Origin of the sequence: Virgibacillus proomii (assembly GCF_900162615.1) — a bacterium.
Classification (GTDB): Bacteria; Bacillota; Bacilli; order Bacillales; family Amphibacillaceae; genus Virgibacillus; species Virgibacillus proomii.
Window position 1 is genome coordinate 1,649,230 of sequence record NZ_FUFN01000010.1, and the last position, 26,626, is coordinate 1,675,855.

A 26,626-nucleotide genomic window follows, 5' to 3' on the forward strand; every position below is an offset into this window, starting at 1 on the left:
CAGCTGCCGCTATATTTATTCTACAGGTTTTGCGTTCTCAGGAACAGCAAACGGGTTTTGTTTATTAATGTGATCATAGAACATAATACCGTTTAAATGATCAATCTCGTGCTGGAAAACAACCGCTGCATAGCCTTTTAAGCGTAATTTCACAGGTTCTCCTTCCATCGTTGTTGCGGTTACGGTTATCCGTGCATGCCGTGGAACAAAACCTTCCACATCACGATCTACAGATAAGCAGCCTTCCCCGCCTGGAAGGTACGTTTTTTCTACAGAATGACTGATGATTTTAGGATTAGCCAGTCCATAGCTATATTTTCTTCCATTTGGTGCTTCAAAGTGAACTGCTATTAAACGTTTATTCACTCCAAGCTGGGGTGCAGCTAAGCCAACACCAGCACGTAATTGATATTTTTTAGCCATTTCATCATCTTGACTATTTTTTAGAAATTGAAGCATTTTTTCCAGCAAATCTTTATCTTCGTCTTCTACCGGGATTGTTACTTCTTCAGAAACATTTGTCAGTGAAGGGTGACCCTCTCGAACAATGTCTTTCATAGTAATCACACGTACCACTCCTATTCCAACTTTCCATTAATTATTTTATCATATTTATATGTGTTATAGCATATTTTGACTATTGGATAGAGACGGGGGCGCTAATATGTTCATTTTAAAAAAGAAGACAAGCGCGATTACTGTTATATTACAAATTTTTTAGATCGGAAGAACGTTTCATCCCGTACCTAATTGCCGTAAGGATTTCGTACTTCAAAAGTTGTAGAAAAGACTACGGAGGAGTAACAGCTCCTAAATCCCCGATACGTTCGGGCGATAGGACAGAGAAGTTTCTTGAATAAACATCGCGATTTTTTAAGGACAAGAAACAACCACGACAGCGATACTTCGCGGTTTTTCAAGGATAAGAAGGTACTACGACAACGATACATGATTTTTTCAAGGTCTTCTTTAATGTTCTACTCTTTCGTAAGGAAAAAACGCTTCATGAGTGGAGTTTGACTTTATGAATAGAAAAATTACCTTGTCCGTTTTTAATTTTTGTACAAACTGATTTATGTTATACTAAAAAACATAATATTTGATTCAGCAAAGTTGTAGGAGGTTAGAGTTTCATGTCAATAAAGAAGTTAACAATTATCGCAGTAATTATACTTTCAATTTTAACCACTGCGTGTAGTAGTAAAACCCCAGAAGAAAAAATCCAGAACCATTTGGAAGAAGCGGTAGCTTTAGAAGAAGGGTTTGAAAAACAGCAAAGTAAAATAACAGATTTAGAAAAGCAAGAACAAAAAATCTATAATGAAATAATCGATCTAGGCATGGATGATATGGATCAAATAAAAAAACGTTCGGAACAAGCACTTGAAACGGTTGATAAACGAAAAGATGCAATTGAAAAAGAGCAGGAAAGTATTAAACAGGCTAGAGAAGAATTTTCAAATATTGAGGAATTAATAAATGATCTGGAAGATAAAGAAGTAAAAGCAACCGCTAAAAAAATGAACAAAATAATGACTCAGCGTTATGACTCCTATGGTAAATTAAATAAAGCCTACAACGATGCGTTAAAGTTAGAAAAGAAATTGTATGAAATGCTGCCTAAAAAAGATCTAGAACAAAAGATTTTAACAGATCAAGTTAATAAAATAAATGAAACCTACAGTAAAGTAATTGAGTTCAATAAAGAATTTAATCAAAATACACAGGAATATAATAAAGTTAAGCAAGACTTTTATAAACAGGCAGGGATAGAAGTAGTTAATAAAGATACGGACAAGCAACCGTCTGAAGAAAAGTAAGGTTTAAAAGCATTCTCTTAAAAAGGAGGTGCTTTTTTAAGTTTAGAAAACTATATTTCTTTTGTACATGGTGGATAACTTTTTTGCACTATAGGAAAGCATAAAATTTTAGGGTTTATCGTATAAGAAAAACTACAGCTTTCGTCATAAAGACTTGGCGATAAGCCAAGTTTTTTCTAAAAAAGTAACTTCTTCTAACTTAACCGCTTAAGCGTATAAGCACATTCTGATCCACCTTCCTGCGATAAGCTAACGACTCGAATCTAAAGGAAGGCCTGCTAAAAGCGGGCTTGCCGTTCAGGCGTTGATATCCCCCTGCAACAGTGGCCTGTTTTCTTTATCTCGAATGTAAAGACCCTATTTTTCTTATTTCAAAATGTGCTTATAATTTTGCGTACGGATGAGAAAAACGGCTTCTAAATCTCGATTCGTTTGGTTGACAGGACGAGGAAAGCTTCTTGAATGAGCATCGCGATTTTTCAAGGAGAAAATTGTATCTTGAATGAAGTTTTCATTATCTTGTCAGAAGAGCTTCCATTTACGCACTGCTAAAAGAGCGCTTCTAGCTTTTTTTCGTGAAAAGTTAAATATGAACATGCATTCCGTAATTTTTTGTACAAGTATAAATGTAAGTGGGAAGCATCGAATACACAACAGGTCGGAGAGCACGGCTGTAATTCGCGAACTTAACAAGCTGTATAAGATATGAGATCAAGCAATTTCCATATTGGAAAATAATTGATTGTAATAATACAGATAATAAAAAGTACTATAACAGAGAGAGAAGAAAGCGTTTTAATAAAAATGGTTATTTTTCAATTTATGTAAAAAGCACATAATGAAGACAAAGTGTTTGACCGTTACAAATAATTAGGCTAGAATTTAGATGAAAAGAAATTGTACTAATATTTTTTCGCGTTTTTATGTAACAGTTTTGTGAATATCTTTCTCTGGTAAGTGCAAATAATCATTAGCAGCTAATGGTATGATTGTACGTCTTCTGGGGATTATTCACAATCAAAAAAGGGAACACCTTTAAAAGAAGTACAGTTTTTTTCGTTTTTGGGGTAGGCTAGAAATAATAATACTAAAAGGATATAGGAAAGGAAGAGGTGAACTATTTTGAAACACGTATTAGAAAGTGTTGAAAGTCAGTTCGAAACGTTCCAAATTCTTAACGAAGATGGAAAGATTGTCAATAAAGATGATATGCCCGATCTTTCAGATGATGAATTAAAAGAGCTTATGCGCAGAATGGTTTACACTAGAGTATTAGATCAGCGCTCTATTGCATTAAATCGTCAAGGTCGCTTAGGTTTCTATGCTCCAACTGCAGGACAGGAAGCATCACAGTTAGGAAGCCAATTTGCGCTTGAAAAAGAAGATTTTATTCTTCCAGGATATAGGGATGTACCACAATTAATTTGGCACGGACTTCCATTATACCAAGCATTTTTATTTTCTAGAGGTCATTTTCATGGAAATCAAATGCCAGAAGGAGTTCATGCACTAAGTCCACAGATTATTATTGGTGCACAATATGTTCAAGCTGCTGGTGTAGCATTAGGAATGAAGAAGCGCGGCAAGAAAAACGTTGCTATTACTTATACTGGTGATGGCGGAACTTCTCAAGGTGATTTTTATGAAGGAATTAACTTTGCCGGAGCATTTAAAGCACCAGCGATTTTCGTTGTACAAAATAACTTCTTCGCTATTTCCGTTCCAGTTGAAAAGCAAACAAATGCTAAAACACTCGCACAAAAAGCGGTAGCTGCTGGGATAGAAGGTATTCAAGTTGATGGTATGGACGTACTGGCTGTCTATGCTGCTACGAAGCATGCAAGAGATCATGCAATTAACGGTAATGGCCCAATGCTTATTGAGACAATAACTTATCGTTATGGTCCACATACAATGGCCGGGGACGATCCAACTCGTTACCGTACGGAAGACTTGGATAACGAATGGGAAAAGAAAGATCCACTTGTTCGTTTCCGTAAGTTTCTAGAAAGTAAAAACCTTTGGTCAGAAGAAGAAGAAAATAAAGTGATTGAAGAAGCGAAAGAAGATATTAAGAAAGCTATTAAACAAGCTGACCAATATCCAAAACAAAAAGTTACAGATTTAATTTCAAATATGTTTGAAGAACTTCCATATAATTTACAAGAACAAATGGAAGAATATAAAGAAAAGGAGTCGAAGTAAATCATGGCACAGATGACAATGATTCAAGCCATTACAGACGCGTTACGCACAGAACTCAAAAATGATGAAAATGTGCTTGTATTTGGGGAAGATGTCGGCAAAAATGGCGGCGTGTTCCGTGCTACTGATGGATTACAAGCTGAGTTTGGTGAAGAACGTGTATTTGATACACCACTAGCAGAGTCAGGAATTGGCGGTCTTTCCATTGGACTTGCTTTACAAGGATTTCGCCCTGTACCAGAAATTCAATTCTTCGGCTTCGTTTATGAAGTAATGGATTCAATTAACGGACAAATGTCACGTATGCGTTATCGTTCTGGTGGTACACACATCAATCCTATTACAATTCGCTCACCATTTGGCGGCGGGGTGCATACGCCAGAATTACACGCTGACTCTTTAGAAGGATTAATTGCTCAACAACCAGGAATTAGAGTAGTCATTCCATCAACGCCGTATGATGCAAAAGGCTTGTTGATCTCAGCAATTCGTAATAACGATCCAGTGTTATTCTTAGAACATATGAAGCTGTACCGCTCATTTCGTGAAGAGGTTCCTGAAGAAGAGTATACCATTGACTTAGATAAAGCTGATGTAAAACGAGAAGGTACAGATGTGACATTAATTGCTTATGGCGCAATGGTTCATGCTTGCCTTAAAGCAGCAGACGAACTAGAAAAAGAGGGAATAAGCGCTGAAGTTATTGACTTACGTACTGTTTCACCGCTAGATATTGATACAATTATTACATCCGTAAAGAAAACAAATCGTGTTGTTGTTGTTCAAGAGGCTCAACGTCAAGCAGGGGTTGCCGCAAATGTTATTGCAGAAATTCAAGAACGTGCCATTTTGCATCTAGAAGCTCCTGTATTACGTGTTACCGCTCCTGACACCGTTTATGCATTTTCTGAAGCGGAAGAAGTATGGTTGCCTAATCACAAAGACATCATTGAAAAAGTAAACAGTGTCATGAACTTTTAATAAGAGACAGGAGGTAAAAATTTATGGCTTTTAATTTTAAATTACCTGATATCGGAGAAGGAATTCACGAAGGTGAAATCGTCAAGTGGTTTGTCAAAGAAGGTGACGAAGTAAAAGAGGATGACGTCCTATGTGAGGTTCAAAATGATAAAGCAGTTGTTGAAATCCCTTCTCCAGTTGATGGTACAGTAGAAAAAATTCATGTTGAAGAAGGAACAGTAGCAGTTGTTGGTGATACACTTATTTCATTTGATGCAGAGGGTTATGAGTCTGATGATGAGGCATCAGAAGATTCAGAAGAAGAAGCACCAGCACCTAAAGCTGAAGAAACAAAAGAAACAACTACTCAAGCTGCTACTGACAACAAAGATCAAGATAAACGAGTTATCGCAATGCCATCTGTCAGAAAATATGCTCGCGACAATGGTGTGAACATTTCGGATGTAACTGGATCAGGAAAGAATGGCCGCATCCTGAAAGAAGATATTGATAGCTATCTGAAGGGAGATCAACCCGCTGCAGCAGAGGCTAAAACGGAAGAAACAGCTAATGCAGAGAAAACAGCTGCACCAGCTACTGCAGGTGACTTCCCAGAAACTCGTGAAGCAATGAGTGGAATTCGCAAAGCAATAGCCAATGCAATGGTTAATTCTAAAACAAAAGCGCCTCACGTTACCTTGCTAGATGAAGTAGATGTTACTGCATTAGTGGCTCATCGTAAGAAATTTAAGCCAATTGCAGCCGAACAGGAAATAAAGCTGACTTATTTACCATACGTTGTAAAGGCGTTAGTTTCTGCATCGAAAAAGTATCCAATCATTAATGCTTCTGTAGATGATGAAACAAATGAAATTGTTCACAAACACTACTATAATATTGGGATTGCAGCAGATACAGATAAAGGTTTACTAGTTCCAGTTGTTAAACATGCTGATCGCAAATCTATTTTTGAAATTTCTAAAGAGATTAATGAATTGGCAGACAAGGCTAGAAATGGTAAACTAGCACCAGATGAGATGAAAGGTGCAACGAATACAATCACTAATATCGGATCTGCAGGCGGTCAATGGTTTACTCCAGTACTAAACTATCCAGAAGCAGTAATTCTTGGTATTGGACGTATTGCAGAAAAACCAATTGCTCGTGATGGAGAGGTAGTTATTGCACCTGTACTAGCATTATCATTAAGCTTTGATCATCGCATTATTGATGGGGCTACGGCACAAAATGCCCTAAATCAAATCAAGCGATTATTAAGCGATCCACAATTAATTATGATGGAGGCGTAAGGTATGGTAGTAGGAGATTTCCCAATTGAATTAGACACACTTGTTGTTGGAGCTGGTCCTGGTGGATATGTTGCAGCTATTCGTGCTGCTCAACTTGGACAAAAAGTAACGATTGCGGACAAAGGCGCATTAGGTGGTGTTTGTTTAAATGTAGGATGTATTCCTTCAAAAGCATTGATTCAAGCTGGCCATCTAGCTGTACATGCACGAGGTAATGAAGAACTCGGTATTAAAACGGAAAATGTGTCCGTAGATTTTGCCAAAGTGCAAGAGTGGAAGGGCAGTGTCGTTAAAAAGCTTACTTCTGGAGTCCAAGGACTATTAAAAGGGAACAAAGTTGATATTGTTAAAGGTGAAGTTTACTTTGTAGATAAAAACACAGTAAAAATCATGGATGATAAAAAGTCCCAAACATATACGTTTAATAACTGTATTATTGCAACAGGTTCTAGACCAATTGAAATACCAGGCTTTAAATTTTCCAACCGTGTTTTAGATTCTACAGGTGCGCTTAACCTTAAAGAAATTCCTAAAAAAATGGTTGTTATTGGTGGAGGATACATCGGTACGGAGCTGGGAACTGCCTATGCTAATTTCGGTACAGAAGTTACGGTATTGGAAGGAACGAAAGATATCCTTGGCGGTTTCGAAAAACAAATGAGACAGGTGGTTAAAAAGCGCCTGAAAAACAAAAATGTTACGATTATAACAGAAGCAATGGCTAAAGGTGTGGAAGAGTCGAAAGACGGTGTAAAAGTAACATATGAAGTTAATGGAAAATCAGAAACCGTTGAAGCCGATTATGTATTGGTAACAGTTGGTCGCCGTCCAAATACAGACGAACTTGGACTAGAACAAGTCGGTATTGAAATGGATGATCGTGGTCTAATAAAAATTGATAAGCAATGTCGTACAAACTTTGATAATATCTATGCTATTGGTGATGTTGTTCCAGGAATGCCATTAGCTCATAAGGCTTCTTATGAAGGTAAAGTAGCTGCTGAAGCAATTAGCGGTGAAAAAGCTGAAATTGACTATATTGGTATGCCAGCAGTTGTATTCTCTGAACCAGAATTAGCTACCGTTGGTTATACAGAACAAGAAGCGAAAGATGCTGGGTTTGATGTAAAAGCTGCTAAATTCCCATTTGCTGCTAATGGTCGTGCGTTGTCATTAAACGATAGTGATGGATTTATGAAATTGATCACACGTAAAGAGGATGGCTTAGTTATTGGTGCACAAATTGCAGGTCCTAACGCAAGCGATATGATTGCAGAATTAGGACTAGCTATCGAAGCTGGAATGACAGCAGAGGATATCGCCTTAACCATTCATGCTCATCCAACGCTTGGAGAAATTACCATGGAAGCTGCTGAAGTTGCTTTAGGTACACCAATTCATATGTTATAAAATAAAAAGGAGAGCTAATCTTTTAAAGATTGCTCTCCTTTTTATTATCAACGATATCTGTTTTTACGTGGTGGATATCGTTTTTGAGAGTAGTTCTTAGTTCTTCTAGCTTATGCAACAAACTTCATGATTAGTCGATACGGACTCCTCACGTCATTTTATTCGGTACCTAAGTGCTCTATTCGTCGGAGTCGACAAATAGAGTAAATACATTGTGCGAAGAATTATTGCTTTTTAAGGATTAGAGAAGTTACGATAGCGAAATGCAGTTATCCTGATATGAAAAATACATATACAGCATCAAGCGATACATTATATAATTATGTTTTTTCCTCTACAACTATTTGTTTCAACTTCTTCATAATTTCTTGTTTGGATACTTGCCCGGATATTCGTTCAACTGTCTTTCCGTTTTTTGCGATTAGCAAGGTGGGGGAGGCAGGGTCTATGAGTTCTTTTACTTCAGAAAGTTCTTTTTTCTCGGTTTCTACAGGACTAAATTCGTTTGGATAATTAGCTTTAATTTCAATAATCGCATCGTAATAGATGTTTTCCAATTTATTATTAGTGGAATGGGTGTAGAATACCACATCATACTCTTTTGGTTGAAAAGATATAATATTAATGATAGAAGCATTTGACTCTCCGCAACTAACTAACAGTAGCAATAAAGAAATAAAAAAGGGGACGATTCGTTTAATTATCCTCACCTACTTTAATGTCGTATTCCTATTTACTAGTTTAACAAATATATAGGTGCTAAACTTTACTGTAAATAAACTGTTATCAAGTTGAAAGTGTTATGTTAGATTTGGTAATAAATTTACTAATTCTAACATGAAACAGTAATAAATAATCGATATTTGTCGAATGCACTAGCAAATTCTATATTATAAGTAGTTGGATATGTCGACCTATTCTTTTAGAAACGATTCGTAATTTGGGAAGAAATAAGATATAATGGATCAGTTGCGTGGAAGTATCTTCGCTTTTCGGGCAATGGAATATGTGTTTTATCTATGTAAGAAGAGAAAGGTGGGATAATGACGAAGCTCTATCTGCATTTAGATTTCGTAAGACTCCTATTTCACATTTACAGAGAAAACGAAGAAGTCAAAGTGGGAGAGAAGGGTAACTAAATGTCCAATTTATTTAGGTGGATAGGGATAGGGTAAGTTTCGTTAGCAGTACACGCTACATGAAGGAAAAGCGCCTTTCTTTTTCAAAGCCAAGATGGCCTCGACAACGCACGAAAAAAAAGAGCGTTTTTTCCAAGGACAAAGTAGATTATAAATGCTTATCAAACATTAGATAAGTTAAGGCAAAATAAATTCGCTATCAATAGTAGTTAAAGAAGATGACTCCTATTCAATATAGAAATCATCTTCTAGATGCACAACTCTTTTTTGGTTTGTCCTAGACATAGGTGTTCGTTTAAGCTCCTTACCCTTTTCTTTTTCCGGTTAAATCAAATTCTTTTGCTTCTCTCCTAAATGATTTTATTAAGGAGAAAATTATCAGAATCATAATAATTGCAAATGGAAAGGCGGCAATAATTGATGCAGTTTGTAGTGCGCTTAACCCACCCTGCCAAAGAAGTACAGCTGCGGCACTTGATTGAATGATACCCCAGATAAATTTAACAGAGTTTGCGGGATCAAGGCTTCCTCCAGTTGTTTGCATACCAAGCACAAAGGTTGCTGAATCTGCTGAGGTGATAAAAAAGGTACAGATTAGTAAAATAGCGATAACCGAGATTACACTACCGATTGGAAAGTTTTCTAAAACAGCAAATAATGCTGTTTCTTCTCCGAGATCATTTATCGTCTGAATTATATTTGCATCTTTAAAGACTTCTAAGTGAATAGCGGAACCGCCAAAAACGGAGAACCATAGGGCACCGAAAATTGTTGGTACAAGTATAACACCTAAGACGAATTCGCGAATGGTTCTCCCGCGTGAAACCCTTGCTATAAACGTCCCTACAAAGGGTGCCCATGCAATCCACCAAGCCCAATAAAAGAAGGTCCATTTATTTTGCCAATCTGATTTTGCTTCACTAAACGGCGTCATGCGCAAGCTCATACTAGGCAAATTTTGGATATAACTTCCTAATGTAGTAGTAAAATAATCCAAAATAAAATTAGTTGGACCTAAAAATAAAACGAATAACATAAGCAATACTGCAAGAGCAAGATTTGCGTTACTCAAATATTTGATCCCTTTATTCAGTCCTGTCATTGCTGAAGTTATATAAAGCACAGTAACAATGGCAATAATAATCAGCTGTACGGTGATAGTGGATTCTATTCCAGTTACATAGGAAAGCCCTCCACTAATTTGGATCGCTCCTAAGCCAAGTGAAGTAGAGACTCCAAATATTGTTGCGAATACAACTATAAAATCAATTACTGTGCCCCATGTACCTTTAATTCGATCGCCAAAAATCGGCTCAAGGACAGCACTTACAACTCCGGGCGCTTGTTTACGAAATTTAAAATACGCTAGTGCAAGTGCAATAGTTGCATAAATCGCCCAAGGGTGAATGCCCCAATGAAAGAAGCTATATTGCATGGCAGTGCTAGCCGCATCACCTGTTTCTTCTGCACCAAACGGTGGTGCATGATAATGAGATATTGGTTCAGCAGCTCCCCAAAACACTAGCCCAATCCCCATTCCGGCGCTAAATAGCATGGCGAACCAAGTTAAATAGCTGTATTCCGGCTTATCACCAGGGCGCCCTAATTTAATGTTCCCATATTTGGAAAAAATAAGGTAAATCGAAAACACAACAAATGCGGTTGCGCTTAATAAATAAAACCAACCAAATTTATCAACAAGAAATGTTTGAATAATGTTTGTAACATTATCCAAATTGGCATTTGGCCATACGTCTTTTGGAATGATTCCCCAAATAATAAATAATGCTACAACAATTGCTGAAATATAGAATACTCGTGTTACTTTTTTCACAAAAATAATCCTTTCTATTTTTATTTTTGGTTAACTATGTAGACGTACTTATTGTATTAAAACATATAGCATGGTATTTATTCAAATAACAAAACTTGTTTTTACTATTCTCTGACAAACTGTAAATAAACCAGTTCCAAATATTGTAAGAAACTAAAATATGATGTCAAAAATATCAGCTTTTTTATTTTCCATTGTCAATATTTTTCCAGAAGTTTATAATAGTGGAGACAATATTCGACATTGTATAATCAGGAGGGATTGAATGAGGAAAGTCGGAATCATTATAGCACTTATTATCGCTATCTTGCTCGCTGGGTGTGCCAATGAAAACGATGAAAATAATCAATCTACAAAGGAAGAAAATCCAAAAGCAGTAAAAGAGACAGGCTCTCAAGTAGAACATAACTCTCAAAACACTGAAGATAAGCAAGAAAATGCACAAGTAAATAAAAAAAAAGTAACAGAGCAAGACGATTCTAAATATACAGTAGCTGAAAATGCTACAATTGTACCAATTAATAAGGGTATAAACAAAAAGGTAGTGCTATTAACAATTGATGACGTTCCCGATAAATATGCTTTGGATATGGCTAAAACATTAAAGCAACTAGATGCCAATGCTATTTTTTTTGTTAATGGACATTTTTTAGAAACGAAAGAACAAAGGGATGTCCTTAAGCAAATTCACGACATGGGATTTGTTATTGGTAACCATACATATAGTCATGCAAAACTTCCAGATTTAGCAGTACAAGAACAAACAGAAGAAATTGTTAAAGTTAGTGATCAAATTGAAGAAATAATTGGAGAACGCCCTAAATTTTTCCGTGCTCCACATGGTATGAATACAGATCACTCCAAGCAGGTTGCTAAAGAAGAGGATATGATCATTATGAACTGGACATATGGCTATGATTATTTTGCTCCTTATCAAGACGCTAAAAAGCTAACAAAGGCTATGGTAAGCGGCGAAGGGCCTGAAGTAGAAGTACCCTATTCATTATTGAAACCAGGAGCGAATCTGCTGATGCATGATCGAGAATGGACAAATCAAGCATTGAAAGATATTGTGACGGGTTTAAGAGAAAAAGGCTATGAAATGGTTGATCCGCACACAATTAAAACATTAAATTAAATATAAGTTTCAAACGGCTCCTGTCAAGAGCCGTTTTTTTACTATCTAAGATTCGTTTCTACATGGTGGATATCTTTTTTGAAAAGCTTCGTTGTCAAGCTTATGTGCTGTAGCAAATCGCACGCAGAAAAAGTGCTTTGCTTTTTTAAGGATGTCGATTACAAATGCGTTGCCCAGAAGTCTTCCGGCATCTTAGATATGCGGAATAGGTTAGTTAACAGTTACCTGCATCATTTATATACGCAATTGGCAGTCATGAAAATCCTAAAGGGTTGATCCAATTTTTAAAAGCCGTAGGGAAATTAACTTTAAACGTTAAAGTTAAAGAAGAAGCTCATAATCTTTAACTGATAATAATATAATATGACATACTATATAGGGTTGATTTTTTAAATATGACATATTATAATATGAATACGCTATCATAATATGCAAAGGGGTTGGCACGAATGGGCACTATTGTATGCCAAGATTGTCATAAGATCATTGAACAATATGAAAATGAAAAAGTTGTTACACTTTATAGTACTTGTCCGACTTGTCGCAAAAATAAATAATAAGCGTTATAGCTACCAGCTTGTAGGGAATGTTGTTCTCTACAAGCTTTTTTGTATGTTGAAAAATTTACTGCAGATTTCTTTTACATTTGTAAACATCACGCCAACCCAACGTAAGAATCACTATTTATATGTTGATTGAAAGGAAATCTACTTGCACGTGGGAGTATTTTTACTTACACTAGACTAAGTAGTTGCTTTTGTTTAAGTAGTGTCAAAGGGAAAACTCCTCGATATTAAGTTTCCACGAATGATCTTTACACAAAGACGGGAGGCAAACTTTGTTGCGGAAGGACCTTGATCCTATCATACCCATTACTTAATTTATAGCCTCAGTGGGTAAAGAGGCGTTCAGAATTCTTTTCATAAAGAGGCCCGTTTTTCCCCACAGTGTACTAATATTAAGAAATATCAAATTTTATTTAAAAAACTTTTGGACAGTACGTTTGTTGCATGGGAGGTAGCTTAATGAATTATCATTACCCAATAGATGAAACATGGACAAAAGAAGAAGTGATACAAGTGGTTCAATTTTTTACCCTGATAGAGCAGGCATATGAGAAAAAAGTAGAACGTGATGTATTATTGGCTGCTTATCGAGCATTTAAACAGATTGTACCTTCGAAAAGCGAAGAAAAGAAACTATTTAAGGCTTTTGAACAAAGTTCTGGCTATTCAAGTTATCAAGTTGTAAAGCAGGCAAGAACAACTGAAAAACCTTTTCTATCCATAAGAAAAGAGGAAAAGCTTCGTTAATAAGCTTTTCCTCTTTTATCCTTATATTGTTTTATTGTTAATTGTTATCATTTATTTAGTTATGTGTGAAGTAAAGAATTATTTACTATTTAAAGCAAGTTTATAAAATGGCAATAAATAATCAATAGTAAATTTTGCTAGTTGTAAAAAAGTAGTGCCATTATAAACACGATTATCTTCCTTAGAATAATGTCGCCCAATTAAAAATTCAGCTTTTTTTACATCTCGAAAACGTTCCACATCTTTCTTCTCTAAATCACTTATCTGCTTAGCACCTTTTTTAGTATGATCTAAAGAGATAACGAAATCTTCAGGAAGTTGTTTTAAACGATTAAAATCATTAAGAAACGCTTGAGCGATTGCTGATTTATGGTCCAATTCATAAATAAGTGCTAACCAAATAAATACATGATCATCAAACAATCCAACTTGAAAATGTGGATGTTTTTTATAGCCCCGTTTGTTATTGGCTACTGCTAGCCACGTATCATTAGGCGGATTAACTGTCCTTCTGGCATGTTTAGCTATATGTAAGAACATCTCATTACCTAATTGAGTTGCTAAATAATCAGTTAATTCATTACCTATTTCTCTAAACTTAGGTTGAATTCGAGCTTGAATGGCTTCCATGCGAGCTTCAAGTCCAGCAATTGTAAATGTATCAAAATCTTTCTCTTCAAAACCTGTAAATGACATCCTATTCTTCCTTTCGTTAATCAACTTTACTGTTACTATTTAGCTTTAATCCTGTATCAAGCTGTAAGCCTTCCTCTAGAGGGATAGGGAACGCAAAGAAGTCTAATTGAAAGGTAACGGTACCTAAATGCCTGAATCGTTGGATCGACAGGACAAGGAAAGCTACGTCAGCGATACATCGCACGCAGAAAAAGCGTGTTTCTTTTTTCAAGGAAATAAACTCCTTGAATGAAGTTTCACTTTATTACATTTTATAATTATTATTAAGTATGGATTTAAACAAGTCAAGCTATACGTATTAATAATTAATGTCAGTAAAATGTTGCTCAAAGCATAAAATCAAATGTTTAAGAACAATCTATAATTGGGAATATAGTATTTAAGATTACATTTTAAATAAGTATGCTCCCTTTAATAAGGAAGTAATGGTTTTACCTGTTTTACTAAATGAATGGAATAGTTAAAAATCTACGTATGTATAAACAAAGGTTTGTTTTATAGAATAGGTCAATCTGTATCGAACCAATCCCTACGAGTATTCATAAATATATTAAAAGGAACCCTGCAATGGGAATGAAAGGGTGTGTACCATTTGAAATACGTAATGGAAGTTCTGCGTCGTAAAGAGGCCGAGGAAAAATTACCTGTCATACGTATGGAAATCGATTATGAACTGGTTACACTATACGATGCTATGAAAAATGACGATAAAGTAGCAGTAATAAAAAGTAAGGAAAGATTAAACCAATTAAGAAAACAATTATTGGAATTAAGTCAGGTGTAACTAGATAGGTTAATTTGGTTTTCATTTACACGATAGGCAAGTATAAAACTTTAGGCTTTATCGTATAAGAAAAACGATAACTTCGCCATAAAGACTTGGTGACAAGCCAAGTTTTTCTAAGTAAAGAAGGGAAGCCGTTTGCTCGATTATGTCTTTGTTATAGCTAAAAAAGTTCTAAGACTGTTAAGGTAGAGGAGAACTTAAAAATTGCTTATTTATACGGAGATGGCTATGGTTAAAAATCCAAACAGGCAACACCCCTAATGAAAGTGAGTGTATTATATTTCTATCATAGAAGTTGGTTCGTCGTTACGTTTTACGTATCAGCAAGTATTCTTTAAATTAAGAGTGGCCTTTCATGACGAAGTCTCTAAGTTTTGGTAGTATTATACTAAGAGCTTTCGAATGGAGGAGAACTCAAATGAATAAAGAACAACGTGATGAGGTTTTTAATCACGCAAAAGAATGGATATACGAAGCCGGTAAAGAGATAAGAGATCAAATTCACGCTCCATTAGTTGTCGACACAAAATCAAACCCCAATGATTTAGTGACGACCATGGATAAAGCTACTGAAGAATTTTTTACTAAAAAAATTAAAGATACCTTTCCGCATCATTTCATTTTAAGTGAAGAAGGCTATGGTGACAATTTAAAATCAATGAATGGAACGGTGTGGATCATTGATCCGATCGATGGTACGATGAATTTCGTTCATCAAAAAAGAAATTTCGCTATTTCTATTGGAATATATTATGATGGGGTTGGAGAAATAGGTTTTATATATAATGTGATGGAAGATATTCTCTATAGTGCTAAAAAGGGAGAAGGCGTTTATAAAAATAATGATAAGCTACCAAGGTTAAGAAAAAATATTCCTTTTAATGAAACAATGTTAAGTTTAAACCATTTTTGGCTATGTGAAAATCGACTAGTGGATGAAAAAGTAATGCAAAAACTTGTAAAAGATGTAAGAGGAGCACGCACTTACGGATCAGCAGCATTAGAATTTGCATATGTAGCCGAAGGGATTATTGATACCTATTTAACACTTAGTCTTTCTCCTTGGGATTATGCAGCTGGTATTGTTATTGTTAATGAAGTTGGTGGGGTGACTACTACTGTTGATGGAGATGCGATAAATATGCTTCATAAATCATCTGTAGTTACAGGAAATCGAGGTATCCAGCAAACAATATTAAACGACTACGTAAAGACAGCAAGAAAGTGACTAATTGTCACTTTCTTTTCTTTTTAAAACTAATTCCTGTACCCATAAAAACGCAGGCCAGTACCAGAAATAGAATTACGAGCCAAATATTCCGATAGGCGATTGCAATGCCAACGCCAATAAACATAGATATTACGAGAAAAGCCAATAATAACATTGGCCAATTTATTTTTTTCATTTTCCCATTCCACCTCTTTTTCTCAAAATCTAGTATATCGGAAAGAGTTGGTGAGTTCAAAGGGTATAACCTCTATATAAGGAGGAATAGGGAAGTTATATAATAATTACTGGCGAAGCAGATAAATATTTAGTATGATGGTACAAGGATCATCAATATATAAAGGATGAATAGTTATGGGGGATGACTATGGATGGAAGCTTCAGTTTTGTTTTTGATTTTCTTTTAGAACAGTATGGAACCAAAAACATTTTTTTGAAATTATATATCATCAATTTAATTTTTAGTATTATTTCCTTTAAGCTTGGTTTTGCGCGAAAGCTGCCAGCATTAAAAACGATTATTGTATACATAATGCTTTTCATTGGAGTATATTTACTAACTATATTTAGCATTATGCAACTGCCGATTACGGAAAGCTTAATCGTTATTTCTGTTGTTTTAGCGATTTATCGGTTTAGACTGCATCGAGAGCGTAAAACAAGATAGTTTACATAACATGTAACTAAGTATGAATAGTTTTACCTGTTTGTGTTCAAAAAGAGGATAAATGACGTGTTGTCGGCTAACATTACAACGTTCTTGAAAAAATCGTGACTATTCTTTTCGTTTCGAGAAGTCTTCCTTGTCCTGTCGCGTTAAACGAATCGGGCATTTAGATGTTACTTCTCTCGCAAAGTTATCACGATAAAAGAGAAGAAAGAAATATGGTTCTATAATTTGGAGGGATTTTTACCAGACTTTTTGACAATCCTCTTTAATAATTAATATAATGTTTTATTTACTTAAGTTTTTAAAACCAAAGGTATGCTTTCCCTCCTTTGGTTTTAAAAACTAAATAAAATCATTAGCTGCCTTTTTTTCTTCATACAAGCGGAATTTTCCTGTTGCGTGACGCTGCAATGTCTTTTCTTCGATTCTATTATAGCAATCATTGCATAAGTACATATGAATACGCCGATTACGTAAACGTTTAGCCTCGAAGCAATGATCTTCAATACTTTCTATTTGATCACAAATTGTACATTTTACTTGCATAATTTCACCTCAACAATCAAAAGATAAGGTATAGCACCAATATAGCTTTATTAATTTAATCAAGCACAGTCGAAATGTTTTACTTGATCCTTCATTTTAATCTTAGGTATTACCGTAACTAAGATTATTTTTAATTCTAACGTGTCAAGCTAGCTGAAAATGGTAAGGTGAATATTACCTTGAATTAGTATGATGTTAAAGAAAAAGCGGTCTGCTTTTCTGGAAAGGATATGAGCTGTTCGTTTATTTAACTTCTTTGAATTTAAGGATGTAAAACTTATCAGAACAAAGTTTCATTTAGTATAACATAATAAAGATGTTTGATGAAGTATTAGGATGGGTAAATAGACTATAAAGAGCGGGAAAGAAAGGACGATTCCATGAAAAAGAAATATTTGTATTCAGCTGGTGCAGCTGGAGTTATCGGAGCAACAGTAGCTGGATATTTTTTTAGTAATAAGGATGCTCGAGAAAAATTAAAGCAGAGATACAAAAAATATCAAAACTCTATTCGATCAACCTTTGAAAATGCTGGAGTACCAGATCAATCTCCTAGTCAAGATTTAGCACAATTGGAAAACGCCAAAATGGTATCTGAAGGTTCGCAATTTGGTGTTCAATACTATACGGAAAAGAAAGAAAATAACAAAGCAGAAATACAGCACCAATAAACTGTTATGGATTATTAATGAAGAAAGTTTCCGTCAATTAACGGAAACTTTCTTCATTATTTTTTATAATGATTGGATTGTTCTTCTTCTATATCTTCTAACTGCTCTTTCTCTTTTTCAGGAATGACTTCTTTATTTTGATCAGGTTCAATTGGCCGATTCTTATTAATTGGAAACTCCGGCATATAACGCCCAACAATTGCAGCCAATTCATCAACTACCCCATATACAGGATGTCCTTGCTGAATTTTATTAGCCATGTTTCGTATTCTTTCATTCCCGTCAGCATCAGCGACAACAACAGCGGTTTTTCCATAAGGGTCATTATATAATGCTTCTAATACACTGTATTTAATCGTACCTACTCGGGAACGGTCCAGATTCTTGTCCACATCAATACCTACCACCGCGTATGGACCGGCAACTACGGATACAGCATCATTAACATTAGGTACATCACTAGCAATATTAGCTAAATGATTAGCGATTTCTGTATTTGTTAGTTTCTTCTTTTCACTTGGTTCTGAACTTTTTATTTGAGTAAATTCCTTGTTGTTGTCCGTATCTTCAATTGATTTTTCTTGTTGTTGATTGCATCCAGCGAATAAAAGTGCACAAGACAGGATGATTACCATGTGAAATAATTTCATCGCTATTCCTCCATCCAAAATAATCGATACAATTATTTTGGATAAAAGTTGCGATATTATGCAAAATATAAAAGAAAATGATATATGTTTACGAATACTCCTCTTATTGACGTACCTTCCACCATATAAGAATCTACATAAACGGGAGTGGGTGAGGTCAAAACAACTGTTAGTGAACAATAATTATCTTGCAAGATTTTGGACTTTTATAGGATTTATCCTTATTGAATCGTAATTCCAGTAATATTCGTTATTGGATTGTCTTTATTTGAACCGTCCTTATAGTAAAGGTGTACAGGTCCGTTGTCCTTTAATGGTTTTCCATCCTTAGAAAATAAAAAATAACTTTTATATAAGTCAGCTAAAGGAATGGCTGCGTTTTCACCATTACGAATTAAAATTGCCTCCGTTGCGTCTTCTTTTATTTGTGCATGATTAAGAAAATCGTCAAGTGGCATCACATAAGAACTTTTCAAAATTTTTTCCCTTTCAAACCGCTTGATGCTTCGATTCACAGGTGGCTTTGCTTTATCTGTCACCTCGCTATCCCATCTTTTGGAAGCCTGCTCGATATCATCTTTCTTATCTTCAGATATCGCCTTATTTGTAAAAGCGTGTTCTAATTCAATTTTTCTGTCATCAAAAATCCAAACAGATGGGTCTAGTGTTATTGGGTATGTAACTTTTCCTTTGATTGGTATGATCATTTTTATCACCTCATAGTAGTTTTCCTCATTTAGGATAGCAGACATGGTATATTTTTTCACTTCAGGCGAGTTATTTTTCCCTATCTACTTTTTACTAATAGAGCAAGAGACAGGTTAAGTAAGTCGATGCCGGTAAAAAAGAAAGCGAGTTCTAACTTTATTATGATTGGTAAAATTGTTAATGCATACACATTAAAACCTTTGCAGATTAATTACAAATTAAACGTATTTTTTTATTTGCATTTTATTGGGACTAACGATAATATAATATAGAAAGAAGTCTTTGAAAACGGAGGGGATTGTATTGATGCCAGAGGTGAAAGTAGATCATCGTGAAAAAGCCCTTGCCCTTCTTAAGGCTGATGCTGAAAAAATTTTGCGACTAATTGAAGTTCAAATAGATAACTTAACAATGCCACAATGCCCATTATATGAAGAAGTACTGGATACACAGATGTTTGGACTTTCCAGAGAAATTGATTTTGCTGTTCGTTTGAATTTAATCAGCGAAAATGAAGGTAAAGCACTCTTAGAGGATTTAGAGAGGAAGTTGAATATACTGCATGAAGCAGCGCAAAATTCCGTATAATCCTACTTACGTTCGGTTTTTGCGAGACGATGAAGGAAGCAAAAACTTTGCCTACATGTGCTATTGGCAAGGTTTTTTTGTTTAAGGAAGCAATCTAAGCGGATAGATGTTTGCATTTAACTAGCTATAGATCATAATAATAGTAAGCTTTTTGCTGTTAGTCGATTTGGCGTTTGGTTGAAGAATCAATTACTTCTGTATTACATAATAGTAGGGAGAAGGAATATGTTAGATAAATTAAAGTACTACGATTATACACTGATTATAACACCAATCCTTTTATCTGCATTCGGTCTAGTAATGATTTATAGTGCGAGTATGGTGTTTGCTGTTGTTCAAGGGTACCCGCCAACTTATTACTTAACACAGCAGGCTGTTCGATTTGGAATGGGTTTAGTAGGCTTTATTGTTTGCTCTGTTTTTCCTTATAGATACTATCAAAAATTAATTAAACTAATTATCTTAGGTGTGATATTATTACTAATAGCAGTACTACTATTTGGTTCAACTGTTAACAATGCTCAATCTTGGATTCTAGGAATTCAGCCTGCAGAGTTTGCTAAATTAGCATTAATTATGTATTTAGCATCTGTATATTCGAAAAAGCAGGAATATATTAATGAGTTTAATAGAGCAGTTTTACCTCCTCTTATTATTACTGGTTTTATATTAGCACTTATCACTATGCAACCAGATATTGGGACAGCTTCCATCGTGTTTTTGATTGCTTGTTCCGTCATTTTTAGTTCTGGCATACGCTTGAAGCATTTAGTTTTATTAATGTTTATTGGTATCGTGTTTGTATTGATTGCATTGCCATATATGATTACAGATGTGCGTATTGCTCGTTTTACGGGGGCATACCAACCCTTTGAAACTCCTGACTCTGATGGGTATCAGTTGATCCAGTCGTATGTTGCTATAGGTAATGGTGGACTTACTGGAGAGGGTCTTGGTCAAAGCGTTCAAAAATTAGGCTATTTAACGGAGGCACATACGGATTTTATTATGGCAATTGTCGCAGAGGAGCTTGGTTTTATCGGTGTGTTAATTGTTATTGGTATGCTTGCAATTATTGTCCTGCGAGGAATTTTTATATCTAGAAAAGCAAAGGACAGTTTCGGAGCATTGTTAGCGATTGGCATTTCGTGCATGGTAGGGATCCAAGCATTTATTAATTTAGGTGCAATTAGTGGCATACTACCTATTACAGGAGTACCTCTTCCGTTTGTAAGTTATGGTGGTTCATCTCTTTTGGTATTATTGACATCAATGGGGATTTTAAATAATATAGCTATGCAAATTAATAAAAGAGAAATGGAACCCACAGCAGAAAAGCAGTATAATAATACAAAAGTATTACACACATATCAAGGAGGAAAAACATGGCACAACTCAAACAAATCAACAAAATTTTAGTTGCCAATCGGGGGGAAATTGCAATTCGTGTATTTCGGGCATGTACCGAATTGAATATTCGCACGGTTGCTATTTATTCAAAAGAAGATTTAAGTGCTTATCATCGTTATAAAGCAGACGAATCCTATTTGATTGGTGAAGGTAAAAAGCCAATCGATGCTTACTTGGATATTGAAGGAATTATTGCGTTAGCAAAACGAGTTGGGGTCGATGCTATTCATCCTGGCTACGGATTTTTATCAGAAAACATTCAGTTTGCTAAACGTTGTGAAGAAGAAGGAATTATTTTTATTGGTCCGACAAGCAAGCACTTGGACATGTTTGGAGATAAAGTAAAGGCTCGTGAACAAGCTATAAAAGCAGGGCTGCCAATTATACCAGGAAGTGATGGACCAGTCCATTCATTAGAGGAAGTCGAGCAATTTGCTAATTCTCATGGTTTTCCAATCATTATTAAAGCTTCTCTAGGTGGCGGAGGACGTGGTATGCGGATTGTCCGCAGTAAAGAAGGCCTTGCTGAGGCATATGACCGAGCTAAGTCAGAGGCTAGAGCCGCTTTTGGTAATGATGAAATATACTTAGAAAAGCTGATTGAACATCCGGAACATATAGAGGTACAAATTATTGGCGATGTTCATGGTAATATCGTTCATTTATATGAAAGGGATTGTTCCGTACAGCGAAGACATCAAAAGCTAGTGGAAGTGGCGCCTAGCACATCGTTGTCAGAAAAATTACGAGCAGATATTTGTGAAGCTGCCGTTAAATTAATGCGCAATGTGGAATATGTGAATGCGGGAACGGTTGAATTTTTAGTAACTGGAGATCAATTTTTTTTCATTGAAGTAAATCCACGTATTCAAGTTGAACATACAATCACAGAAATGATCACAGGTATTGATATTGTTCAAACACAAATCAAGGTGGCGGAAGGTAGAAATTTACATGATTCATCCATTGATATTCCAGTACAGGAAAAAATTGTGACAAATGGTTATGCAATACAATGTCGTATTACAACAGAAGATCCTTTGAACAATTTTATGCCTGATACTGGAAGAATTATGGCATATCGTTCTAGTGGTGGCTTTGGTGTTCGCTTAGATGCTGGCAACGCTTTTCAGGGTTCTGTCATTTCTCCGCATTATGATTCATTATTAGTAAAAGTATCAACTTGGGCAGTAACTTTTGAACAGGCTGCGCAAAAAATGGTCAGAAACTTAAAAGAATTTCGCATACGTGGAATTAAAACGAATATTCCTTTTTTAGAAAATGTAATTAGGCATAAAAAATTTTTAACAGGTGTTTATGATACCACTTTTGTCGACAACACCCCTGAATTATTCGTATTTCCGAAGCGCAAGGACCGAGGAACTAAAATGCTCACGTATATTGCGAATACTACGGTTAATGGTGTTGATAAAGATGGTAATAAAGAAAAGCCTGTGTTCACTAAATTGCAAATCCCACGGATCGATAAATCGAAGCCAATTCCAATAGGAACAAAGCAAATTTTGGACGAGTGTGGTCCTGAAGGGTTAGCTGCTTGGATGAAAGAGCAGAAAGAAGTATTATTAACGGATACAACCTTTCGTGATGCTCATCAATCATTATTAGCAACTAGAATTAGGACAAAAGATTTATGTCGAATTGCTGAACCTACCGCCAGAATGTTGCCAAATTTGTTTTCTGTAGAGATGTGGGGCGGAGCAACCTTTGATGTTGCTTATCGCTTTTTAAAAGAAGACCCATGGGATCGATTATTAAAGCTGCGTGAAAGAATGCCGAATGTATTGTTGCAAATGCTGTTACGTGCGAGTAATGCAGTAGGTTATAAAAACTATCCAGACAATTTAATTAAAGAATTTGTTGAGAAGAGTGCAACAGCTGGAATCGACGTCTTTCGAATATTTGATAGTTTAAACTGGGTAGAAGGTATGAAGCTTGCTATAGAATCCGTTCGTAACAATGGTAAAATTGCTGAGGCAGCAATGTGTTATACGGGAAATATTTTAGATACTGGGCGCGCTAAATACGATGTGTCTTATTATAAAAATTTAGCTAAAGAACTTGAAAAATCCGGTGCACATATTTTAGGCATTAAAGATATGGCAGGTTTATTAAAACCTGAAGCTGCATACCAATTAATTACAACCTTAAAAGAAACCGTTGACTTACCAATTCATTTACACACACATGATACTAGCGGAAACGGAATTTATTTATACGCTCGGGCGATAGATGCGGGTGTTGATGCAGTTGATGTAGCAGCAAGTCCAATGGCTGGCTTGACCTCACAACCAAGTGCACAAACATTATATCATGCATTAGAAGATCATGAGCGTCAGCCTAATATAAATGTAGATGCATATGAAAAGTTGTCGTATTATTGGGAAGGAATTCGTGAATATTACCGAGATTTTGAAAGTGGCATGAAAGCGCCACATACTGAGATTTATATGCATGAAATGCCTGGAGGGCAATATAGTAATTTATTGCAGCAGGCGAAGGCAGTAGGTCTTGGGGATCGCTGGAATGAAGTGAAAACAATGTATAGACGGGTTAATGATATGTTTGGCGACATTGTAAAAGTAACTCCATCATCCAAAGTAATTGGTGATATGGCATTATTTATGGTACAAAATAATCTAAATGAAGACGATATTTACGAGCGTGGAGAAACGATTGATTTCCCAGATTCGGTTATTGAATTTGCACAAGGTTATCTTGGACAACCTTACCAAGGCTTTCCACAAGAATTACAGCGAATTATTTTAAAAGGAAAAGAACCAATCAAGGTTCGTCCAGGGGAATTATTGGACCCAATTGACTTTAACCAATTGAAAGAAACGCTATTCAAAACGTTGGATCGTCAAGTGACCAGTTTTGATCTCATCTCACATGCACTATATCCAAAAGTGTTTATGGAGTATCATAAATTCCATAGTAGATATGGGGATGTGTCGGTTTTAGATACACCAACTTTCTTTTATGGTATGTCACGTGGAGAAGTAATTGAAGTAGAAATAGAACAAGGAAAAACATTAATTGTTAAGCTTGTATCTATTTCCGAACCGCGTGAAGATGGGACACGCGTTGTCTATTTTGAACTAAATGGACAGACAAGAGAAATTGTTGTAAAAGATCAAAGTATCCAATCAGAAGTAGAAATGCGCGCTAAAGCAGATAAAAGCAATGCAAAGCATATAGGTGCGACAATGCCTGGAACGGTGCTCAAAGTGCTTTGTAATCAAGGAGATAAAGTAAACAAAGGAGATCATTTACTTATCAATGAAGCAATGAAAATGGAAACTACGGTTCAAGCTCCATATACGGGGCTCATCAAACAAGTGAATGTTAAAGAAGGAGATAGCATAGCAGTAGATGACTTACTGATTGTATTTGAATAGATAGAATATATGATAAAAAGAAATAGTTTAACCCCTTACAGGTACAAAGAGATCTGCTTGTAAGGGGTCTTTATCCCGCATCTAAGGTGCCGTAAGACTCCCACTTCAAGAGCCTTGAGTTGATACAAAAGGGTCTAAGTGGGAGAAAACGGCACCTAAATGCCCGATTCGTTCAAGCTAACATTCAGTAGGAGATGGAAGAAAACTCCTACTGAATGAAGTTTCACTTTATCTATACGAAACTGTAAGTCTCTTTCTGCCATCGTTTAAAGTAATGGAACTGGCATAATTTGTGACATATTTTCACAATAAGTTATAGATATCAAAAGGCTATCTCAGAAGATCCGTTCCATTTAGAATGTTTTTGATCACTTTTACTATTATGCGAACGTGATTTGTTTTGATAAATATAGGTCTTTTCCTTTCATATTTAAATAGGAAAAGACCTATATTATAGTAGAGTAATAGCTGTTTCACTTAGAGGGATTGTACATTTTCTTTGGTATCTATTTGTTCCGCATATTTTCTGCTTCTACTAGCTAATAATATAAAATAAGTCAACATTGCAAAATAAAGTGAGATAAATAAAGCGTGTAAAAGTGCAGTTCCCAGATGCAATCTAGTGATGATTACCAATGCACCAAAAACTACTTGCAATGTGATTAATGCTAAAGAGATTCCCCAACCCCATGACATGATACGGTTATTTCGGTAATGACGTATCATTCTAACAGCCAGAATTACTGTCCAAAGAAATAAAATTCCTGCTGCAAGCCGATGTCCCATTTGTATCCATTGCGGAACAGAATAGGCTGAAAACGCTAACGGCGCATTATTGTTACAAAATGGCCAACTTCCACAGACTAAATTTGCATTCGTATGTCGTACTAATGCACCAGTATAGACGACAAGTATCGTATATATAGTAATTGCGTAAATTTCCACTCGATGCGGTTTTTTAATGTGAAGTGAAGTGGTATCAAATTTTTTATCTACTTCAAATATAAGCAATGTTAATAAAAAGATACCTGCAAATGAAACCAGAGAAATTCCAAAATGTGCTGCCAATACAGCATCTGACTGCCCCCACTTTACTGCTGCTGCACCTAACAGTGCTTGAAAAATTAAGAAGAACAAAGAAAAGAGAGACAGAAACTTTACTTCGCGAACATGTCCGATTTTTTTCCAAGCTAAAATTACTAGACCAACTACAGCAATGCCAACAACCCCACTTACTAATCGATGACTTAATTCAATAATTAATTCGGGTGTTATTTCAGAGGGGATTAATTCATCTTCACATAATGGCCAGCTATCTCCACAACCATCTCCAGAATCTGTTTTCGTTACTAAGGCACCTCCCAGTAACACAAAGACCATCCCAAGTGTTGCAACTACAGATAACCACTTTAAGATTCTCATTATTTATAGCCTCCACTTTTAAACTATTTTTTTCGTATTAGGTTTTCTTAACCATTTTTAAATTTGCTGGAAACGAGTATCTATAACTAATAGTTAAAACTTTTATTACGACATATAATAGATAATTAATTTTTCACTGCATCTAGCAACGGGTTTTTTATTATCTAGAAATTTATATCCGTTTTCTGCATGTTAGATATCATTTAAAAGTAGCTTTGTCGTCTAGTTATACGATCAAGTAACGGTAAACTTCGATCTTCTTCCTATAATGGGCAACATTGCCACATCTTCTTTATCCCGGATGTAAGGACCCGTATATTTCTCATTTCCAAAATGTGCTTATAATGTTACGAACAAGCTGAGAAAAACGGTTCCTAAATCCCCGATTCGTTTGGGTCAACAGGACAAGGAAAGCTGCGGCAGCAATACACCGACGCAGAAAAAGTGTTTTTCTTTTTCAAGGACAAGGAAAGCTTCTTGAATAGACATCGCGGTTTTTCAAGGACTCATCGAACTTCTTCATTAACTTGTTTTAATAGCACGTATTTTAATACATCCATTCCGCAAACAAGCTTGACTTCAACTACCCAGTTCTTTTTAACTTGTTAGACCACGATAATTATAAATAATTAGGGTAGAACGTTTTCAATTTTATTTCATTAGATTTAGTAAGAACATTACTTAAAGGCTAGTAAATTAATG

At 35.6% G+C, this 26,626-nt stretch carries 24 protein-coding genes; 15 read left to right on the top strand and 9 right to left on the bottom strand.

Going from position 1 to position 26,626, the window contains the following annotated elements:
* Window positions 1–15: 15 nt before the first annotated feature.
* A complete protein-coding gene (gene def / locus BN1066_RS15115) occupies window positions 16–567 on the bottom strand; it encodes a peptide deformylase (protein ID WP_077320281.1) in 552 nt (183 codons plus the stop codon).
* A 566-nt stretch (window positions 568–1,133) separates the two neighbouring features.
* Between def and BN1066_RS15120 the strand changes: the two genes are divergently transcribed.
* From BN1066_RS15120 to lpdA, 5 genes are all read left to right on the top strand, one after another.
* Window positions 1,134–1,820, top strand: a complete 687-nt coding sequence (locus tag BN1066_RS15120; protein WP_077320282.1) for a YkyA family protein — start codon at window positions 1,134–1,136, stop codon at window positions 1,818–1,820.
* 1,122 nt (window positions 1,821–2,942) lie between these two features.
* Window positions 2,943–4,025: a pyruvate dehydrogenase (acetyl-transferring) E1 component subunit alpha gene (gene pdhA, locus BN1066_RS15125; RefSeq protein ID WP_077320283.1), complete on the top strand. Its 1,083-nt coding sequence runs from the start codon at window positions 2,943–2,945 to the stop codon at window positions 4,023–4,025.
* Window positions 4,026–4,028: 3 nt separating this feature from the next.
* Entirely contained in the window at window positions 4,029–5,006 is a 978-nt protein-coding gene (locus tag BN1066_RS15130) for an alpha-ketoacid dehydrogenase subunit beta (RefSeq protein ID WP_077320284.1), read from the top strand.
* A 23-nt stretch (window positions 5,007–5,029) separates the two neighbouring features.
* Entirely contained in the window at window positions 5,030–6,295 is a 1,266-nt protein-coding gene (locus BN1066_RS15135; protein ID WP_077320285.1) for a dihydrolipoamide acetyltransferase family protein, read from the top strand.
* A 3-nt stretch (window positions 6,296–6,298) separates the two neighbouring features.
* On the top strand, window positions 6,299–7,705 hold the full coding sequence (gene lpdA / locus BN1066_RS15140; protein ID WP_077320286.1) for a dihydrolipoyl dehydrogenase: 1,407 nt from the start codon (window positions 6,299–6,301) through the stop codon (window positions 7,703–7,705).
* A 320-nt stretch (window positions 7,706–8,025) separates the two neighbouring features.
* Here the strand turns inward: lpdA and BN1066_RS15145 are convergent, their stop codons facing one another.
* Entirely contained in the window at window positions 8,026–8,415 is a 390-nt protein-coding gene (locus BN1066_RS15145; protein ID WP_143695854.1) for a thioredoxin domain-containing protein, read from the bottom strand.
* A gap of 733 nt (window positions 8,416–9,148) precedes the next feature.
* Entirely contained in the window at window positions 9,149–10,678 is a 1,530-nt protein-coding gene (locus BN1066_RS15150) for a glycine betaine uptake BCCT transporter (RefSeq protein ID WP_077320288.1), read from the bottom strand.
* A gap of 265 nt (window positions 10,679–10,943) precedes the next feature.
* Between BN1066_RS15150 and BN1066_RS15155 the strand changes: the two genes are divergently transcribed.
* The 3 genes from BN1066_RS15155 to BN1066_RS15165 all read left to right on the top strand — a co-directional run bounded on the left by BN1066_RS15155 (window position 10,944) and on the right by BN1066_RS15165 (window position 13,129).
* Window positions 10,944–11,816 carry a polysaccharide deacetylase family protein gene (locus BN1066_RS15155; RefSeq protein ID WP_077320289.1) on the top strand — a complete coding sequence of 291 codons (873 nt, stop codon included), beginning with the start codon at window positions 10,944–10,946 and terminating at the stop codon, window positions 11,814–11,816.
* Window positions 11,817–12,265: 449 nt separating this feature from the next.
* A complete protein-coding gene (locus BN1066_RS15160; RefSeq protein ID WP_077320290.1) occupies window positions 12,266–12,373 on the top strand; it encodes a GapA-binding peptide SR1P in 108 nt (35 codons plus the stop codon).
* A 468-nt stretch (window positions 12,374–12,841) separates the two neighbouring features.
* Window positions 12,842–13,129: a UPF0223 family protein gene (locus BN1066_RS15165; protein ID WP_077320291.1), complete on the top strand. Its 288-nt coding sequence runs from the start codon at window positions 12,842–12,844 to the stop codon at window positions 13,127–13,129.
* A gap of 78 nt (window positions 13,130–13,207) precedes the next feature.
* On the opposite strand, the gene BN1066_RS15170 is transcribed toward BN1066_RS15165, so the two are convergent.
* A complete protein-coding gene (locus BN1066_RS15170; protein WP_077320292.1) occupies window positions 13,208–13,825 on the bottom strand; it encodes a YktB family protein in 618 nt (205 codons plus the stop codon).
* Between the two features lie 592 nt (window positions 13,826–14,417).
* On the opposite strand from BN1066_RS15170, the gene BN1066_RS15180 reads away from it, so the two are divergent.
* Both BN1066_RS15180 and BN1066_RS15185 read left to right on the top strand, forming a co-directional pair.
* Window positions 14,418–14,609, top strand: coding sequence for a hypothetical protein (locus tag BN1066_RS15180; RefSeq protein ID WP_077320294.1), 192 nt, complete (start codon window positions 14,418–14,420; stop codon window positions 14,607–14,609).
* 421 nt (window positions 14,610–15,030) lie between these two features.
* On the top strand, window positions 15,031–15,840 hold the full coding sequence (locus BN1066_RS15185; RefSeq protein ID WP_077320295.1) for an inositol monophosphatase family protein: 810 nt from the start codon (window positions 15,031–15,033) through the stop codon (window positions 15,838–15,840).
* A 7-nt stretch (window positions 15,841–15,847) separates the two neighbouring features.
* Here the strand turns inward: BN1066_RS15185 and BN1066_RS20345 are convergent, their stop codons facing one another.
* The gene (locus BN1066_RS20345; RefSeq protein WP_179104414.1) at window positions 15,848–16,018 is read right to left on the bottom strand and encodes a DUF5325 family protein; all 171 of its coding nucleotides are present in this window, start codon (window positions 16,016–16,018) and stop codon (window positions 15,848–15,850) included.
* A gap of 189 nt (window positions 16,019–16,207) precedes the next feature.
* Here BN1066_RS20345 and BN1066_RS15190 point away from each other — a divergent pair, with 189 nt between their 5' ends.
* The gene (locus BN1066_RS15190) at window positions 16,208–16,507 is read left to right on the top strand and encodes a YlaH-like family protein (protein ID WP_077320296.1); all 300 of its coding nucleotides are present in this window, start codon (window positions 16,208–16,210) and stop codon (window positions 16,505–16,507) included.
* A 345-nt stretch (window positions 16,508–16,852) separates the two neighbouring features.
* Here the strand turns inward: BN1066_RS15190 and BN1066_RS15195 are convergent, their stop codons facing one another.
* Window positions 16,853–17,056 carry a YlaI family protein gene (locus tag BN1066_RS15195; protein WP_077320297.1) on the bottom strand — a complete coding sequence of 68 codons (204 nt, stop codon included), beginning with the start codon at window positions 17,054–17,056 and terminating at the stop codon, window positions 16,853–16,855.
* 380 nt (window positions 17,057–17,436) lie between these two features.
* Between BN1066_RS15195 and BN1066_RS15200 the strand changes: the two genes are divergently transcribed.
* Window positions 17,437–17,727 (top strand): hypothetical protein, encoded by a 291-nt coding sequence (locus tag BN1066_RS15200; RefSeq protein ID WP_077320298.1) that lies wholly within the window; start codon window positions 17,437–17,439, stop codon window positions 17,725–17,727.
* A gap of 56 nt (window positions 17,728–17,783) precedes the next feature.
* Here BN1066_RS15200 and BN1066_RS15205 read toward each other — a convergent pair whose 3' ends face one another.
* Window positions 17,784–18,377 (bottom strand): YhcN/YlaJ family sporulation lipoprotein, encoded by a 594-nt coding sequence (locus tag BN1066_RS15205; RefSeq protein WP_077320299.1) that lies wholly within the window; start codon window positions 18,375–18,377, stop codon window positions 17,784–17,786.
* Window positions 18,378–18,598: 221 nt separating this feature from the next.
* Complete coding sequence (locus tag BN1066_RS15210) at window positions 18,599–19,084, bottom strand: hypothetical protein (RefSeq protein ID WP_077320300.1); 486 nt, start codon at window positions 19,082–19,084, stop codon at window positions 18,599–18,601.
* Between the two features lie 307 nt (window positions 19,085–19,391).
* Between BN1066_RS15210 and BN1066_RS15215 the strand changes: the two genes are divergently transcribed.
* The 3 genes from BN1066_RS15215 to pyc all read left to right on the top strand — a co-directional run bounded on the left by BN1066_RS15215 (window position 19,392) and on the right by pyc (window position 24,502).
* Complete coding sequence (locus BN1066_RS15215) at window positions 19,392–19,673, top strand: Fpa/YlaN family protein (RefSeq protein WP_077320301.1); 282 nt, start codon at window positions 19,392–19,394, stop codon at window positions 19,671–19,673.
* A 225-nt stretch (window positions 19,674–19,898) separates the two neighbouring features.
* On the top strand, window positions 19,899–21,092 hold the full coding sequence (locus tag BN1066_RS15220) for an FtsW/RodA/SpoVE family cell cycle protein (RefSeq protein ID WP_077320302.1): 1,194 nt from the start codon (window positions 19,899–19,901) through the stop codon (window positions 21,090–21,092).
* Window positions 21,059–24,502 (top strand): pyruvate carboxylase, encoded by a 3,444-nt coding sequence (pyc, locus tag BN1066_RS15225; RefSeq protein ID WP_077320303.1) that lies wholly within the window; start codon window positions 21,059–21,061, stop codon window positions 24,500–24,502. The genes BN1066_RS15220 and pyc overlap by 34 nt, the downstream gene beginning before the upstream one ends.
* A 477-nt stretch (window positions 24,503–24,979) precedes the next feature.
* Here pyc and BN1066_RS15230 read toward each other — a convergent pair whose 3' ends face one another.
* Complete coding sequence (locus BN1066_RS15230; RefSeq protein WP_077320304.1) at window positions 24,980–25,927, bottom strand: COX15/CtaA family protein; 948 nt, start codon at window positions 25,925–25,927, stop codon at window positions 24,980–24,982.
* Between the last annotated feature and the right edge of the window lie 699 nt (window positions 25,928–26,626).